General features: G+C 60.6%; 17 protein-coding genes. 13 read left to right on the plus strand and 4 right to left on the minus strand.

The window, feature by feature from the left end:
- Nucleotides 1-321 precede the first annotated feature (321 nt).
- The 7 genes from ABOK31_RS19940 to ABOK31_RS19970 all read left to right on the plus strand — a co-directional run bounded on the left by ABOK31_RS19940 (nucleotide 322) and on the right by ABOK31_RS19970 (nucleotide 8,034).
- Nucleotides 322-1,059, plus strand: coding sequence for a L,D-transpeptidase (locus ABOK31_RS19940; protein ID WP_349960195.1), 738 nt, complete (start codon nucleotides 322-324; stop codon nucleotides 1,057-1,059).
- Nucleotides 1,060-1,947: 888 nt separating this feature from the next.
- Nucleotides 1,948-2,346 carry a hypothetical protein gene (locus ABOK31_RS19945; RefSeq protein ID WP_349960197.1) on the plus strand — a complete coding sequence of 133 codons (399 nt, stop codon included), beginning with the start codon at nucleotides 1,948-1,950 and terminating at the stop codon, nucleotides 2,344-2,346.
- Between the two features lie 197 nt (nucleotides 2,347-2,543).
- Nucleotides 2,544-3,233: a GntR family transcriptional regulator gene (locus ABOK31_RS19950; RefSeq protein ID WP_174182403.1), complete on the plus strand. Its 690-nt coding sequence runs from the start codon at nucleotides 2,544-2,546 to the stop codon at nucleotides 3,231-3,233.
- 67 nt (nucleotides 3,234-3,300) lie between these two features.
- The gene (locus ABOK31_RS19955; protein WP_349960199.1) at nucleotides 3,301-4,815 is read left to right on the plus strand and encodes a putative N-acetylmannosamine-6-phosphate 2-epimerase; all 1,515 of its coding nucleotides are present in this window, start codon (nucleotides 3,301-3,303) and stop codon (nucleotides 4,813-4,815) included.
- 47 nt (nucleotides 4,816-4,862) lie between these two features.
- Nucleotides 4,863-6,188: an extracellular solute-binding protein gene (locus tag ABOK31_RS19960; RefSeq protein WP_174180918.1), complete on the plus strand. Its 1,326-nt coding sequence runs from the start codon at nucleotides 4,863-4,865 to the stop codon at nucleotides 6,186-6,188.
- A gap of 156 nt (nucleotides 6,189-6,344) precedes the next feature.
- Nucleotides 6,345-7,211, plus strand: a complete 867-nt coding sequence (locus ABOK31_RS19965; protein WP_349960203.1) for a sugar ABC transporter permease — start codon at nucleotides 6,345-6,347, stop codon at nucleotides 7,209-7,211.
- Nucleotide 7,212: 1 nt separating this feature from the next.
- On the plus strand, nucleotides 7,213-8,034 hold the full coding sequence (locus ABOK31_RS19970) for a carbohydrate ABC transporter permease (protein ID WP_174180920.1): 822 nt from the start codon (nucleotides 7,213-7,215) through the stop codon (nucleotides 8,032-8,034).
- Between the two features lie 71 nt (nucleotides 8,035-8,105).
- Here ABOK31_RS19970 and ABOK31_RS19975 read toward each other — a convergent pair whose 3' ends face one another.
- From ABOK31_RS19975 to ABOK31_RS19990, 4 genes are read right to left on the minus strand one after another with little or no spacing between them, the layout of a single operon-like run.
- Nucleotides 8,106-9,092, minus strand: a complete 987-nt coding sequence (locus ABOK31_RS19975) for a branched-chain amino acid ABC transporter permease (RefSeq protein WP_349960205.1) — start codon at nucleotides 9,090-9,092, stop codon at nucleotides 8,106-8,108.
- Entirely contained in the window at nucleotides 9,089-9,997 is a 909-nt protein-coding gene (locus ABOK31_RS19980; RefSeq protein WP_349960207.1) for a branched-chain amino acid ABC transporter permease, read from the minus strand. Before ABOK31_RS19980 ends, ABOK31_RS19975 begins: the two co-directional genes overlap by 4 nt.
- A complete protein-coding gene (locus tag ABOK31_RS19985; protein ID WP_349960209.1) occupies nucleotides 9,994-10,743 on the minus strand; it encodes an ABC transporter ATP-binding protein in 750 nt (249 codons plus the stop codon). Before ABOK31_RS19985 ends, ABOK31_RS19980 begins: the two co-directional genes overlap by 4 nt.
- Entirely contained in the window at nucleotides 10,740-11,537 is a 798-nt protein-coding gene (locus tag ABOK31_RS19990; RefSeq protein ID WP_349960212.1) for an ABC transporter ATP-binding protein, read from the minus strand. The genes ABOK31_RS19985 and ABOK31_RS19990 overlap by 4 nt, the downstream gene beginning before the upstream one ends.
- 122 nt (nucleotides 11,538-11,659) lie before the next feature.
- Between ABOK31_RS19990 and ABOK31_RS19995 the strand changes: the two genes are divergently transcribed.
- Genes ABOK31_RS19995 through ABOK31_RS20020 form a run of 6 tightly spaced genes read left to right on the plus strand, consistent with a single transcriptional unit; the run spans nucleotide 11,660 to nucleotide 16,030 of the window.
- Nucleotides 11,660-12,394, plus strand: a complete 735-nt coding sequence (locus ABOK31_RS19995) for a GntR family transcriptional regulator (protein ID WP_174180926.1) — start codon at nucleotides 11,660-11,662, stop codon at nucleotides 12,392-12,394.
- Nucleotides 12,391-12,879 (plus strand): DUF3830 family protein, encoded by a 489-nt coding sequence (locus tag ABOK31_RS20000; RefSeq protein ID WP_349960215.1) that lies wholly within the window; start codon nucleotides 12,391-12,393, stop codon nucleotides 12,877-12,879. The genes ABOK31_RS19995 and ABOK31_RS20000 overlap by 4 nt, the downstream gene beginning before the upstream one ends.
- 1 nt (nucleotide 12,880) lies before the next feature.
- Entirely contained in the window at nucleotides 12,881-13,234 is a 354-nt protein-coding gene (locus ABOK31_RS20005) for a TIGR04076 family protein (RefSeq protein ID WP_349960218.1), read from the plus strand.
- 5 nt (nucleotides 13,235-13,239) lie between these two features.
- The gene (locus ABOK31_RS20010) at nucleotides 13,240-14,295 is read left to right on the plus strand and encodes an aldo/keto reductase (protein WP_349960221.1); all 1,056 of its coding nucleotides are present in this window, start codon (nucleotides 13,240-13,242) and stop codon (nucleotides 14,293-14,295) included.
- Complete coding sequence (locus ABOK31_RS20015; protein ID WP_349960223.1) at nucleotides 14,292-14,720, plus strand: hypothetical protein; 429 nt, start codon at nucleotides 14,292-14,294, stop codon at nucleotides 14,718-14,720. The genes ABOK31_RS20010 and ABOK31_RS20015 overlap by 4 nt, the downstream gene beginning before the upstream one ends.
- A 53-nt stretch (nucleotides 14,721-14,773) precedes the next feature.
- Nucleotides 14,774-16,030 carry an ABC transporter substrate-binding protein gene (locus tag ABOK31_RS20020; RefSeq protein ID WP_349960226.1) on the plus strand — a complete coding sequence of 419 codons (1,257 nt, stop codon included), beginning with the start codon at nucleotides 14,774-14,776 and terminating at the stop codon, nucleotides 16,028-16,030.
- Nucleotides 16,031-16,047: the final 17 nt, after the last annotated feature.

A 16,047-nucleotide genomic window follows, 5' to 3' on the forward strand; every position in this document is an offset into this window, starting at 1 on the left:
CACAACGCGCGGTGTCCCGCTCGGCAACCGGTCAGGCCGTCTTCGGTAGACGCCAGCGACGAGGATATTTTCGGGCCGATGACAGAAATACTCCGTGCGGCCTCCCGTTTGCGCATCGCGTATCGGTAGCAGCACCTCAAAAACAGGTCGGAAAATCACGACTTTCGATCGCCGCTGCCACAATTACGCCCGCCGTTTCCGGAATTGTCTGCGGCACGCATACCCCGTCGACGCGGGGCGCAATCCGATGCGTTCTTCGGGAAGTATGGTTATCACATGAAGACTACAAAATTTGTTCTTTTGCCCGCTCTGGCTTTACTGATGGCAAGCACTGCCGCGCATGCGCAGGAATGGAGATATCTGCCGGACTATGGCGACGAGCCGGACGGCGGCTATGTCGCTCCGCGCTATCTGCGGGAAGCGCCGCCGCGCTATCGCGACGATCCGCGTCTCGACGATGGCTATTACTATCGGGGCGACCCCTATAACGACGATGACGATGAGGACGGCGATTACCCGCCACGCCCTCGTCCACGGCAACAGGCTTCGATCGATCGGAATGCGGTATCTCCCCAATTCAGTCCGGGCCTGAAGGACGACAAGCGGGCCAGTCTGGCGCAATCGCCGATCCCGCGCGCGGTTGTGCGCTTCTCCGGCTACGACCCCGGCACGATCGTCATCTCGACCAAGGAAAAGCGCCTCTATCTCGTGCTCGACGACGGAACTGCCCTCAAATACGGCATCGGCGTCGGCAAGCAGGGCTTCGCCTGGAAGGGCACGGAGACGATCAGCCGCAAGGCGGAGTGGCCCGGTTGGACACCACCCAAGGAAATGATCGCCCGCCGCCCCGAATTGCCTGACCATATGGAGGGTGGCCTCAACAATCCCCTCGGAGCAAGAGCGCTTTATCTCGGTTCCACCCTCTACCGCATCCACGGCACCAATGAGCCGAACTCGATCGGCAAGGCGGTGTCTTCCGGCTGCATTCGCATGGCAAATCCCGATGTCATGGATCTCTATGGCCGGGTCGGCGTGGGAACGAAGGTCGTCGTGCTCTGATCCCTCCCAAAGGAGCCAGGCCCCGCCGGGCAGGGCCGGAAGCAGTCGTTGTTCGACGGGAATGAAAGCGCGTAGGAAAGCCGCCTTACCCGCTCAGCACGGTCTCCATTGCCGCGATCCCGAGGTGGGTCGCGCAAAAATGTGCAGTGGTTTTGGGCAACGACATGCGTAAAATTAAAGGCCTAAAGGCGCTGGTCTCTCAATTTGAGTCGTAGCGGAAGTGATGCCGTTGGGAGAGGAGCAGATGACAAGATCATTCGGCACTATGTCCACCGCAGCTCCGCCACGCGCGAAGCCATTCGCCAGCTGGATGAGGCCCGCCGTCATAGGCGGGCCAGATCAGAAGAGCACGAAAATGAACAAAGCGTTGTAAAACTTCCTGTGAAACAGCGCTTTGTTTCGTGCAAAGATCAAAGTCTAACCATCTGCAATCTTGAATTCGTTGGTATTATCGACTGAACGTATAGCATCGGCTTGGGAGGCTTCTGCTCCGTTGAGGAATTCCTGCAGGAGACGCGTTATGCGCTCTGGCGATGTACCCTTGGCATATTCTTCCTGCATCCGGCGTCTGACTAGCATTTCCAAGACTGACATGTCTTTCACCTCGTAATTCCGGCGCAAGGCAAATGTCGCTCTCAATGGCGCGGCAGGCAAGTTACAGTTTTTTCATGGTCTTGATGGCCGGACGACAAGACTTCTGGCCTTTTACCGTCACCTCATGCCGGAGACGGTGCTGACCGAAGCGTGATCGATCTTTCACTTGCCAAATGGCGGCGTATCGTAGAATTGAAAGCGGCCAATCGGTCGGTTGTTTGCGTTTCGTTAACCTGCGTGCTTTAGCGGGCCACACCCCGACCTTTGGATGATGTCGCCTGCAAGGAATGAATAATGCCCATAAAGAAAAGCTCTGCCTCTGACGTTTTCCAGCGCAAGATTTCGGATTTTTGCGATATGCGGCTCAAGCCGCTGCTTCAGCCGCGTAGCTTCGAGAATATCAAAAGCTTCATGATCGGCCTGATCGTTTTCCAGTCGCGCCCCCCTCTTCGGGCGGGACGTGTCGACTTTCAGGAAATTGCCTCGCTCTGTGGCATGGACGAGGAGATGAGCCCGGAATTCAAGCGGGCTGCCCAGCCCGGCTTCGACGCGATTCTTCGCTGGCTGGGAGCCGCCAAGACCAATACGGCCCGCATTTCGCCTGCCATCTCCCCCGTCGTCGCGAAGACCCCTTTGCGGGTTCCCGGCAAAGCCATGTCAACACAGACCGAGCGCCGCGCTCTGGCCTCCTAATACGAACTGCATATCGGTCCGCGCCAGCAGACCGATATGCCCTTTACCTGCCTCGACAGATCGCAAAAACCTGTACAGTATAATACCAGTAGTGAGCGAGACGACATTTTCGTCGCCGTGCCATCAAGGGGAAATCTGCCTTGGCAACTGATATTATCGAGCTGGTCAGGAAAGAGCTTGCTTCCGGCACTCAAGGGATGCCGCTCTATAAGCAGCTGAAGAGCGCGATCGAAGCCGCCATCCGCAGCCACGCCTTCAAATCTGGCTCGGTATTGCCGGGCGAGCGATCGCTTGCCGAAACCCTCTCCCTGTCGCGCGTCACAGTTCGAAAAGCGCTCGCCATGCTGGAGGAGGAAGGCATGCTGAGCCGACGGCAGGGCGCACGCAGCGAGATCGGCTCGCGCGTCGAAAAATCGCTCTCGACACTGACCAGTTTCTCCGAAGACCTGCGCGCTCGTGGAATGGAGCCGGGTTGCGTCTGGATTTCCAAGCAATTAAGCCGACCCTCGCCGACCGAAATGATGGCACTCGGCATTTCGGCCAATGCACAGGTCCTGCGAATGCGCCGCGTGCGGACGGCCGATGGCGCGCCGATCGCCGTCGAACATGCCGCCGTACCCGTGCGCTTCCTCCCCTCGCCTTCGCTGGTCGGCGATTCCCTCTACGAAGCGCTGGCCGAACGCGGCTTCCTCCCAAGGCGTGCCGTTCAGCGGATGCGGGCGCGCGCCGCGACACCGGAGGATGCGCAGCATCTGCGCTGCGAGCCCGGCGCGCCAATTCTGACGACCGAGCGGCGGTGCTTTCTCGCCGACGGAGAAATCGTCGAATATTGCGAGACGCGCTACAAGGGCGAGGTCTATGATTTCGTCTTCGAACTGCAGAGATAATACCAGTTTAAAACCGGTTGCTTTCTGGTGATCATTCTCTATCGTTGCGCTCCAAAAGGGGTGCCGAATGCGCAAGGAAGATCTCAATCTGAGCCTCATCGTCTCATGCCAGCCCGTACCGGGCGGGGCGATGGATGAGGCCGTTTTCGTCGCCGGCTTCGCGCGTGCGGCGCTGGCCGCTGGCGCCCGCGCATTGCGCATCGAATCGGTAGCCTATGTCGCAGCCGTCAGGGCAGCCGTCGACGCGCCGATCATCGGCATCGTCAAGCGTGACCTCGATGACAGCCCGGTGCGCATCACCCCCTTTATCGCGGATGTCGCGGTGCTGGCCGATGCCGGCGCCGATATCATCGCCTTCGATGCGACCGATCGGCCCCGCCCGGCAACGATTAAGGCGCTGATTGCCGTCATCAAGGCGCGAGGTCTGCTGTCCATGGCGGATTGCTCTTGTCTGGAGGATGCGGAACGCGCGCTTGATGCCGGCGTCGATTTCGTCGGCACGACCATGTCGGGCTATGTCGGCGGTCCCGAACCGGTCGAGCCGGATATCGCACTGATCGCCGCCATGCGGGAGCTCACGCCCTATGTGATCGCAGAGGGCCGCATCCGCACGCCCGAACAGGCGGCAGATGCCGTGCGGGCCGGCGCCTGCGCCGTCGTCGTCGGCTCGGCGATCACGCGCACCGAACATGTAACATCCTGGTTCGACGTCGCGATTTCATCTGCCTTTTCCGAGCGCGACGGGGCAACACTGGCGATCGATATCGGCGGCACGAAAACCCTGGCGGCGCTGGTTCGGGGAGCGCAAGTGCTTGGCAAGACGACCATCGCAACCAGCCGGCAAGCCGGCCCCGACGCCTGGCTGGCGGCCATAGCCGAACACGCACACTCCTGGGCGGGTCGATATGAGCGCGTCGGCATCGCCGCAACCGGCTTGATAAGCGACGGACGCTGGTCGGCCCTCAATCCCGCGACCCTGGCAATTCCGGATGGCTACCCGCTGGCGGCACAAGCCAGCAAACTCTTTGGCAAACCGGCTTTCGCCGTCAACGATGCTCAGGCAGCAGCCTGGGGCGAACACAGGTTCGGCGCCGGCGCCAACGAGGACACGGTCTTTTTGACCATATCGACCGGTATCGGCGGCGGCATCGTGGTCAATGGGCGGCCGCTATTGGGTCTGGCAGGTCATTTCGGCCTGCTTCGCGGGCCGACGAACGGCCAGTCACCATTGGAGGATGTCGTTTCGGGTCGCTGGATGGCGGCCGAAGCCGCCCGCGCCGGGTATCCGGCCGAGGCCCCCGAGATCTTTCGAAAGGCGCGCGAAGGTGCCGACTGGGCCGAAGCAATCATCACGCAGTCGGCGGCACGCGTCGCACTTCTATGCCGTGATATCCAGATGATGTTCGCGCCGAAACGCATCGTCATCGGCGGCGGCATCGGTCTGGCGCCAGGTTATCTCAACGCTGTCGGTGCGCAATTCGAGGAATTGCCTCCGCATCTGGCGCCGCGCCTGGTCGCCGCAAGCCTCGGCTCCAATGCCGGCATCATCGGCGCGGCGGATCTTGCCGGACGCCATCGATAAGCAGACCTGCCCAATTCAACAAACAACGATAAGGAAAGGGAACAAGAATGAAACTCAAGCACATATCGTCCGCACTACTTGCCCTGATACTGTCGGCAACGGCCCTGCCGGGCCTCGCCAACGCCAAAGTCGTCGTGCTCGGTTGGCCCGGCGGCTCGGAGGAAACGGCGCTGCGGGCGACCGCCGATCTCTATAACAAGACGGCATCGGATGCCGACAAGGTCGAGCTCCTCTTCTTCAATCGCGACGGCTTCTTCGACAAGCTGCAGGCCGACATGGCAGCCGGCTCGAATGCCTTCGACGTCAATCTGGTCGCGACCTATTCGATCGGCCGCTATGCACCTTACATGGAGCCGATCGAGCTTAATGCCGACGCCTCCAAAGTGTTCGGCGATACGGTGCTGAAGACCATGCAGTTCGACGGCAAGCAATATGGCGTGCCGACAGACCTGTCGCTGCATTTCATGTACTACCGCAAGGATCTCGTCGACGCCCTCATCGCCGATCCCGATGCCAAGGCCAAATATGCCGAGATCTCCAAGAAATATCTCGGCAAAGAACTTGCGCCCAAGCAACCTGACGACTGGACCTGGGATGACTGGGCTGCGACTTCGCTCTATTTCAGCAAGCAGGTAAACCGCCAGAGCCCGGTCCGCTATGGCACCGTGCTGCAGATGAAGAACCTTCTCTTCAACATGATGGTGTTCCAGTCCCTGCCGCGCTCCTATGGCGGAGACTGGATGGACACGAGCGGCAATGTCACGATCGACTCGGATGCCTATAAAACGGCGCTGAAGCTCTACAAGACACTTTACGACGCCGGCGCATCGCCGAAGGATTCGCTGAGCTACGAATATGCCGAAACCAATGCCGCCTTCAGCTCCGGGCAGGCAGCGACTGCCCTGCAATGGAATGCCGCAGCGGCCGAGCTCACCGATGCGAAGAAATCGCCCGCCGTCGCCGATGTCACCGGCATCGTTGCGCCGCCAGCCGGGCCGAATGGGCGTGTCGACCATATCCATGGCCTCGGCCTTGGCCTGAACAAGAACGCGCAGAACAAGGAAGGCGCGATCAAGTTCCTCAAGTGGCTGTCTTCCGAGGATGCGGCCCTAGCCTATGCGCGGGCCGGCGGCTCTCCTGCCTTGACGCCGGATGTCGTTGCCAAGGTAGCCAAGGAGCGTCCCGATCTCGTGAAGCTCGGCGAGTTTGCCAGCAAGTATGGCTACGTCATGACAGGAGCAACCTCGGCCAAGGCGCTTTCAGTCTACGAACTGCAGGCCAAGGAATTCACCGGCTACTGGTCCGGCCAGCAGAGCCTTGAGGATGCGCTTGCCCATACCAAGGCGGGCATGCAGGATCTCTTGAAGAAATAAGGACAAGGGCCGAGTGCCGGCTTTGGAGCAATTCCAGGAAAAGTGTATTGCGGTTTTCCGTCCGGAATTGCGTAAAAACAGAAGAATAGAGCCTTTTTGCGATTCGACGAAAAGCGAAAAGGCTCTGGCGGCATCCGGCCACTGCGGCTGAAACCCATGGCTCTTGTAAAACGCGCCGAAGGCAGGCTCTACCTGGCACCGCTTGTCGGGTTTCTGCTGCTGTTCCTCGGCTTTCCGGCTCTTCTCAATCTTCTCTATTCCGTTTCGACTGTTTCGTTCGAGACGTTGCGCAGCCCCCGGATCAGTGGCTTTAGCAATTACGTCACGGTGCTGACGGAAGCCGCATTCTGGCAATCCGTCTGGTTCTCCTTCCGCTTCGGCATCATCACCGCTATCGCGGAATGCCTGCTTGGCCTCTTCCTGGCAATTTTCCTCAAGCCGCTTTTGTCGGCACGGCCCGTCCTGATGGCGCCGCTGATGCTGCCTTTGATGGTGGCACCCGCCATGGTCGGCCTGATGTACCGCCTGGTGCTGCATGAATTTGCCGGCCCCGTGCCCTATTATCTCTTCGAGTGGTTCGGAGACAGCCCTGCCTTTCTCGACTATCAGAACGCCTTCCGCACGCTCGTCGTCGTCGAAGTGCTGCAATGGACGCCCTTCGCCTTCCTCTTGTTCTACGTCGCCTATATCGCCATCCCGGAAGATGTGCGCGAGGCGGCAGCCCTGGACGGCGCGACGGGCCTGCAGCGGCTTTGGCGCGTCGACCTGCCCCTGATGCTGCCAACGCTGATCGTCGCCTTCTTCATCCGCTTCATCGACGGCTTCCGCGTGTTCGACAATGTCTACGCCCTGACCGGCAGCGGCGCCGGTGGATCGACGACGTCGCTGTCGATCTACATCTACCAGGCCTTTTTCAAGGAGGGCGCCATCGGCAAGGCGGTTGCCGCCTCCGTCGTGCTGTTCATCACGTCGCTGCTGGTTCTCCATGGCCTGAACTGGCTCGGCGCGCGAAGGAAGAAATGAGATGTTGAAACCCTTGCGCTGGATCGTCTACGCCATCGTGGTCTCCGCTATGAACTTTCCGATCCTCGTTACCCTCATCACCTCGTTCAAGACGACGCGCGAAATCTCCAGCAATCCCGGCCTGTGGATCGAGCAGCCCACCTTCGACAACTATCTGAAGGTACTGACGGATACCGAGCGCTTCAACATTTTCCTCTATCTCGCAAACAGCGTGGCGGCGGCGCTGATCGGCACGCTGCTGGCGATTCTGCTTACCTTCCCCGCGGCTTACGTGATCGCCCGCAGCGAGACCGGACAAAAGCTCCTGCTTCCGCTCGTCATCAACCTGCGCGCCGTGCCGCTGGTCGTCTTCGCGATCCCGCTTTACATGATGTATCAGTGGTTAGGGCTGCTCGACACAAGGATCGGCCTCGGACTTATCCTGACGATCGTCAACATCCCGCTGGCGCTGGTCATGCTGGTCAACGCCATATCCGACATACCGGTGGAGCTCGACGAAGCCGCGACGGTCGATGGAGCCAGCGTCTTCCAGATCATGATCAGGATCATTCGGCCGGTGATCCGCCCCGCGCTCGTCACCACCTTCATCTTCGGCTTCATCACCGCCTGGAACGAATTCCTCTTCGGGCTGATGCTGACGACCAACCATGCAGTGCCGATGACGGTCGGCGCCTCGTTTTTCTTCGCGGCCAGCGGCGGTGGCGTGCAATGGGGGCTGGCATCCGCGGTCATGATCCTCGGCGCCCTGCCGCCGGCTCTACTCGGCCTCGTGATGTATCGCCAGCTTTCCGGCTCGATGACTGCAGGTGCGGTCAAAGGTTAGCGTCGACGGGTCTCGCGACCCGGAACGTGGTCGAAAGCTGGAGCAATGCTCCAGCTTGTTCAGGCGCTACGCTATGAAGCGACGTTGCTCTCATCCGCGGTCGGTTTTCGTTGCGGCACGACCGCCGATCGCCGTCGCGGCATATCGCCGAAAAGACCGCCGGGACGCACGAGCAGGATGATGCAGAGCATGACGCCGATCGCGACGATCTGCAGCGAGGCCGCGCGAGCCTGCTGTTCCGGCGAAAAGAGAATACTCGTCAGCGCACCGGAACCGGCCCAGATCGCCCAAACCAGAACGCTGCCGACGATGGCACCTTTGTTGCTGCCGGAGCCGCCGACGATCAGCATGACCCAGACTTGAAAGGTCAGGATCGGAAGGTAGTTGTCCGGTGCGATAAAGCCGATGAAATGCGCCTGTATGGCGCCGGCAAGCCCCATGATCGCGCCGCCAACGGCAAAGGCCTGTACGCGGTAGAAGCGGGCGCTCTTTCCAAGCGAAATGGCGGCACGCTCGTCTTCGCGCAACGCCTTAAGGACACGCCCCCAGGGGCTTTTCGCCAGATGCTCGAGCGCGAAGTAAACGATCAGCATCACGACAACGACGACGCCGAGATTGGCGAGATTGAAAAGCAACGGGGTTTCGGCAAGGCTGGAAAATGGCCGCGGAATGAAACCGATGCCAAAGGGGCCGCCGGTCAGCTTCTGCGCATTCAAGGCCACAAGCTGGACGACGACAGCGACGCCGAAGGTGGTGATCGCCAGATAATCGGATTTCAACCGTAGCGTCGCCACGCCGATGATGGCCGCAGCAAGCCCCGCAACGATCATCGCGCCCAGCCAACCGACGAGGATCGGCAGATCGAAGCCGCCGAGCCGCCCGGCGGTATCGGGTGTCGTCAGCAGGGCCGAGGTATAGGCACCGATGGCAACGAAGCCGGCGAGACCGACATTGAAGAGACCGGTCAGCCCCCATTGCAGGTTCAGCCCGAGCGTGATGAAGGAAAAAATCAGCGCCGTGGTCAGAAAGAAAGCGCCGTAGCCAACAATGTCCATCATCGCTCTCTTACTCCGAAAAGGCCGATCGGCCGGACGAACAGGACTGCCATCAGGATGATGAAGGAGATGGCGGCACGCCATTCCGCTCCGATCAGCTGAACTGCAGCCGCCTCGGCAAGGCCGATGATCAGGCCGCCGAGAACCGCACCCGGCACGCTGCCGATGCCGCCGAGAATGGCGGCGGCAAACATCGGCAGCAGCATGTCGAAGCCCATCAACGGGCGGATCTGCACGAGAATGCCGATCATCACGCCAGCGACGCATGCCAGCCCTCCGCCGATCAGCCAGGTGACGCGCACGACCTTGGCGACATCGATGCCGACGACGCGGGCAAGCGCCGGGTTCTGACTGAGCGCCTGCATGGAGCGGCCCGTCTGCGTTCTCGTCATCAGCATGTGAACGCCAAATACAAGCAGCGCCGTGACGATCAGAAGCGCAATCTGATCGGGCGTGATGCGGATGCCGAAGCCGATAGGCATGGCGATCTGGATGGCGCGGCTGAAATAGGTCGGGCGCGAAGTGAAAAGGAATTCGAGCAGACTGCGCAGCGCCATGGAGGCGCCGAAACTCGCCATGACGACGATGATCGACTGGCCCTTGGCTCGCAGCCGGGCAAAGAGCACCTTATCAAGCGCAAGGGCAAGAACGCCGGTGAAGCCCATTGCGGCGATGACCGCGACAATCAGCGGCCAGCCAAAGGAGAGCGGACCGATCGGGGCGACCTTGCCAAAGATTGCGCCAATCGCGCCGACAACGGCAAGGGTCGCGTAGGTGCCCCAAGCCATGAAGTCGCCATGGGCGAAGTTCGAAAAGCGCAGGATCGAATAGGTCAGCGTCACGCCGATGGCGCCAAGGCCGATCATCGAGCCTGTCAGCAATCCGTCAACGATAAATTGCAGGTTCATGCCGCACCTCCATTTGCCGAAGCCGCGGGCCGCTGGCCGAGGTAGAGTTCGGCAACGACAGGGTCGTTCCAAAGCTCCGCTGCAACGCCTTCATGCCTGTCCTTGCCCTCGACGAGCACATAGGCGCGGTCGCCGATGGCTAGCGCCGCCTTGGCATTTTGCTCGACGAGCAGAGTAGTGACACCAGATTTGCGGATCTCGGTCAGCATATCGAAAACCATCGAAACAAATTTCGGCGAGAGGCCCGCTGAAGGTTCATCGAGAACGAGAAGCTTCGGATGCACGATGAGCGCACGCGCAACGGCCAGCATCTGGCGCTGCCCTCCGGAGAGATTGCCGGCCGCGATGCGGCGATGGCGAGCGAGATCCGGAAAGGTTGCGTACATTTCTTCGATGCGGCCCGGCACGTCCTTCGGCTTCAGAATGCCGCCAGCCACCTTCAGATTGTCTTCAACAGACATCAGCGGAAAGACATTTTCCGTCTGCGGCACGAAGGCTAGGCCTAGCCGCACCATGGTGTGTGCGGGCGCACTCGTGATATCCCTGCCGGCCAGTTCCACCGTGCCGCTTTCGACCGGAACCAGACCGGCAACGGCCTTGATAAAGCTCGATTTTCCGGCACCATTGGGACCGAGAACGACGACGATTTCCTTCTCCGCCACCGTAATCGAAGCCCCGCGAACAATCGGGACGCCAGGCTCATAACCCGCGACAAGATTGCGGACGCTCAACACCGGTTCGCTCATGCCGCGCCTCCCAGATAGGCTTCGATGACGCGCGGATCGCGAGCAACCTCCTCCGGCGTTCCCTCGCAAAGCAGCTGGCCGCTCGCCATCACAAGCACGCGGTGACACAGGCGCGTCACCATATCGATATTGTGCTCAATGAGGAGAAAGGTGACGCCGCGCTGGTTGATATCGCGAATGCGGTCGATGATCGTTTCCAGAAGAGTCGCGTTGACGCCGGCCGCCGGCTCATCGAGCAAAATCAGGGCCGGATCGGCCATCATGACGCGGGCAAGCTCGAGAAGCTTGCGCTGACCGCCCGACAAAACGCGTGCCGGTTCATGCGCCAGACGCGTCAGGTGAACGAGTTCGAGAAGGTCCATCGCCTTGGCATGGGCTGCCTTCTCCTCAGCGGCGACTTTCCAAGGCTGCAGGAAATTCGACAGCAGCCGCTCTCCGGCCTGGTCCTGGGCAGACAGCATGACATTGTCGAGAAGTGTCAGATTGGGAAAAGGCCGCGGTATCTGAAAGGTCCGGCCAAGACCGCGACCAATGCGGCGATGAGCCGCCTCGCCTGCAACTTCGGCACCGTTCAGGACGATGTCACCGCTGCTCGGCGCAACACTGCCAGCCAGAAGGTCGAACATCGTCGTCTTCCCGGCGCCGTTCGGGCCGATCAAGCCGAGGATCTCGCCCTGGCGCACATGGAAGGAAACGTCGTTGACGGCCACCAGGCCGCCGAAACGCCGCACCACGTTTCTTGCCGTCAGAACAGGCCGGGCTTCCTCCCCATGCTGTTCAACTGTCGTACTCATGAGATCCCTCTGGCCGGAAAGCGATCGCTGCCGCTTACCTGATTATTTGATTTGTGATCACACTTGCATTGATCACGCTAATCAGCTTTAATCCTCTTCGCAAGCCGAAAAAGGGATTTCGAATGCAAAAGGCCACCGCCGAAAAGAGCGATCCGATTGCCGCACAGCTTGCGCCAGTGGGGCGAGAAACGGTTCAGGACAGAGTCTATCTGGAACTGCGCCGCGCGCTGATCGGCGGGCTTTTCGAGCCGAGCCAGGTGCTGACGATCCGTGGCTTGGCCGATGCATTGATGACCAGCACCATGCCGGTGCGCGAGGCTCTCGGTCGGTTGATTACCGAAAAAGCGCTGGAAGCCCTCCCCAACCGATCCGTTCGCGTACCGCCGATCACGCTGGAGCGCATGGACGATCTTCTGCGCGCCCGTATCCTCATCGAGGGCGAGGCAATCGCGCTTGCCGCCACTCGCATGACCTCGCGCCAGATTACGACCATCGAAAGCATGCTCGGCGAGTGGGACGAGATGCGCGCGCTGAAACACAAGAAGGATGTCGACCGCGAGGTGACGCTCAACCAGGCCTTTCACTTCGAGATCTATCGCGCCTGCGGCTCCGCCGTTCTCATCCCGATGATCGAAAGCCTTTGGCTGCAGTCCGGTCCCTGTATCCGCGTCGCCATCTATGCCTTCTCGGACGCCGGCGAAATCGACACCGCCCATTATCACCGCACGATTGTCAAGGCGATCGCCGCGCAGGATGCAAAAGAAGCCCGCGATGCGCTGGTCGCAGACATCAGCCGGCCATTCACCTTCCTGCGCAATAAACTGGAAGCCGAAGCCAAAAAGGGCCAATCCGCATGAGCCAACGCGCCATCAAAATCACAGAACCACGCTCTGGTCTCAGCGTTTTTGCGCCGCTGCTCGAGGCGAAGGCGCCCGACAATGCCACCTTTTTCTGGCATTACCTCAGCGAACCGCGTGTCGTCGGCGGTATTCATGCCATGTGGACCGGGCCGGAAATTTCCTGCCCGATCCCGCCGGCTCAGCTCAAGGATGCATCCTATGCGAACGCCCTGCCGGCCGAGAATGCAACGCTGACGCCGCAGCCCGGCGATATCGTGCTCAGCTATGTGCCGCCGCGCATGTGGGGCGGCAATCCCGATGCGATCTTCGATATCGGACTTTTCTATGGACCGGGCGCACGCCTGCTCTTCCCGATCGGCTGGCTTGCCGGCAGCGTCGTCGCGCAGGTGCGGACGGAAGAACGCGAGCAGTTCGCCGCCGCCTGCGGCGTCATCCGTCGCAACGGTGCCTGTGACGTCACCTTCGAACGCGCGGAGATCTGACATGACCGCCGCAAACGACGACAGTTTCGAGCTGTTCGACCTCAGAGTCGAGGCCATTATCCCTGAGGGCAAGCCGATCTATTGCGGCGCCAAGCCGGGCGACTATTTCGAGCTCAAGGGCGAAATGCTGTCCCTGCCGCTAGGCCAGGGCTTTTCGATTTACTCGATATCGGCCGTCCTGCCGCTGCTTGCAGCCAAGCAACGGCCCACTCACAAGAATGACTGGATGACCTCGGATGCGGACATCGCCTGCCCCGACCCCAACTGCGCGAGCCGGCTGCGGATCGTCAGAACGGGCAAGCGGCGGTTCAGCCATGCCGAAACGACGGCCGTGCCGTTGCCGGAAGGAGAATGAACCGCATGACCGCCAAGACTTTTGAGCTCAGCCCCGGATATTCAATCTCGCGCGTCATCCGAGGCGGCTGGCAGCTTGCCGGAGGACACGGTGCCATCGACCGCGCCCAGGCCGTAACCGACTTGATTGCCGCCTTCGATGTCGGCATCCGCACCTATGACTGCGCCGACATCTATACCGGCGTCGAGGAACTGATTGGCGAAGCACGACAGCGGCTCCGAAACGAGCGCGGCGCGGAAGCTGCAGGTGCCATGAAGGTGCACACGAAGCTGGTGCCCGATCTCGAGAAACTGGCAACGATCAGCCGCGACTATATCCGAGGGATCGTCGACAAGTCGCTGAGCAAGCTGAAGACCGAGCAGCTCGATCTGGTGCAGTTTCACTGGTGGGATTACGCCCTGCCCGGCTATCTCGAAGCGCTAAGCTGGCTGGACGAGATGCACCGGGAAGGAAAGGTCCGCAATGTCGGCACGACGAATTTCGACACGCCGCACATTGCCGAGATCCTGAAAGCCGGCATTCCGCTGGTCAGCCAACAGCTGCAATATTCGGTTCTCGATCAGCGGCCGTCGCACAGCCTCGCCAAGCTAGCTGCTGAGAATGACGTGAGATTTCTCTGCTACGGCTCGGTGGCGGGCGGCTTCCTGAGTGACAAATGGCTCGGGCAGCCGGAGCCCGAGATGCCGCTCGAGAACCGCTCGCTCGTCAAATACAAGCTGATCATCGATGATTTCGGCGGCTGGGAGCTGTTCCAATCACTGCTTGCTACGCTGAAGGCGATCGGCGACCGCCATGGCGTCGATATCGCCACGATCGCCAGTGCCTGGGTGCTGGAACAGCCGCAGGTGGCCGCCGTCATCGTCGGCGCCCGCAATCAGGCACATGCGCTTGCCAATGCCAAGATCATGGATATCGCCCTTTCGGACGACGACCGCCAGCAGATCGCCGGCATCATCGCCCAGAGCCCCGGCCTCGAAGGCGATGTCTATACATTGGAGCGCGATCGCACCGGCAGGCACGGCTCGATCATGCATTACAACCTCAATGCGGGGAAGGTATGAGCCAGGAATCGTCTCTTTTCCGAAAGGCCAGCGCCGAGGTCATCGATTTCCACCGTTTCTTCGAAGCCTGGTATAATGCCGCAACGGCTGACAATACGGATTTTGACCGCTGCGAGCGCACCTTCGGCCAAGCTTTTCACATGATCCCGCCGACCGGCCGCCTCTTCGACCGCGCTGAAACCATCGAGCTGATCCGTACAAATCGCGCGAGCTTTCGCGGGGATTTCAGTATCGAGATTTCGGATATCCGCTCGAGCTTCGAAACCGAGGACACGATCGTTCTCACCTATGTCGAGGCGCAGATGCGCGCCGGCAAATATAGCCGGCGTCAAGCAAGCGCTCTTTTCACCGCAAGTTCATCGGCACCCAACGGCGTCGAATGGCAGCATCTGCATGAAACCTGGCTGCAGATGCCGGAGACCTGACAGGTTCTGAAAAAACAGACATGAAAATCGTTGACCGAACAAGGGGAACAAAGATGAAGAAGACGATATTTCAAATCACCACGGCTCTGGCCCTCTTAACCGCAGCCGGCGTCGCCAATGCCGCGGACTGCAAGGTCACGGTCGGCCTGGTGATGGAACTGACCGGCCCGGCCGGCGAATACGGCCAGGCGGGCGCGAAGTCTGTCGAGATGGCTTTCCGCGACATCAATGCTGCCGGCGGCGCTCATGGCTGCGATCTGGTAACGGATACGCGCGATAGCCAGAGCCAGGGCAATGTCGCGGTCGACGCGGCCACACAGCTCGTGCAAGTCAAGAAGGTCCCGGCCATCATCGGTGGCATCATTTCGTCGGTGACGATCCCGATCCTGACCTCTGTGACAGCACCGGCCAAGATCGTGCAGGTATCACCCGCCGCCTCCTCGCCGACGCTGACGGCGCTTGGCCGCGACGGCAAGACCAACGGCATCTTCTTCCGCACCATCACATCGGATTCGCTGCAGGGTATCGCTGCCGCCAAATATGCGATCGACAAGGGCTTCAAGAAGCTTGCGATCATCCACGTCAACAACGATTTCGGCGTGAACATGGTCGCCGAATTCTCCAAGGCCTACAAGGCGCTCGGCGGCACCATCGTCTCGACCACCCCCTACAACGAGAAGCAGTCGAGCTATGCCTCGGAAGTGACCGCCGGCATGGGCGGCGATCCGGACGGTCTTTACCTCGTCAGCACGCCCGTCGACGGCGCGACCATTGCCCGCACCTGGATCTCGCAGGGCGGCCCGCAGAAATTCCTGCTCAATGACGGCATGAACAGCCCTGACTTCATCGATTCCGTTGGCGCAGATTATCTGAAGGAAGCCTACGGCACCTCCTCGGGCACGAACCCGACCCCGTCGACCGATTACTTCAACAAGAACTACAAGGATTTTTCGGGCATCGAGCCGACCAATCCGGCCGCTGACCGCGCCTATGATGCCGGTGCGATCGTTGGCCTCGCGCTTGCTATCGCCGGCGATGACACCTCGAAGCTGAAAGACGATATCTACAAAGTCGTCGACCCCAAGGGCACGCCGATCTATGCCGGCAAGGATGAGTTCGCCAAGGCACTTGGCCTCATCAAGGAAGGCAAGCCGATCCGCTATGAAGGCGTCATCGGCCCGGTCTCCTTCGATCAGTATGGCGACATAACCGGTCCCTTCCGCCTCTGGAAGATTGCCGACGGCAAGGTCGCGACCGATGGCCAGCTGTCGATGGAGGACATCGCCGCCGTCAAGGACAAGCTCAAGTAGGTCAGCCTTTCCGCAAA

The organism is Rhizobium sp. ZPR4, assembly GCF_040215725.1.
Lineage (GTDB): Bacteria > Pseudomonadota > Alphaproteobacteria > Rhizobiales > Rhizobiaceae > Rhizobium > Rhizobium rhizogenes_D.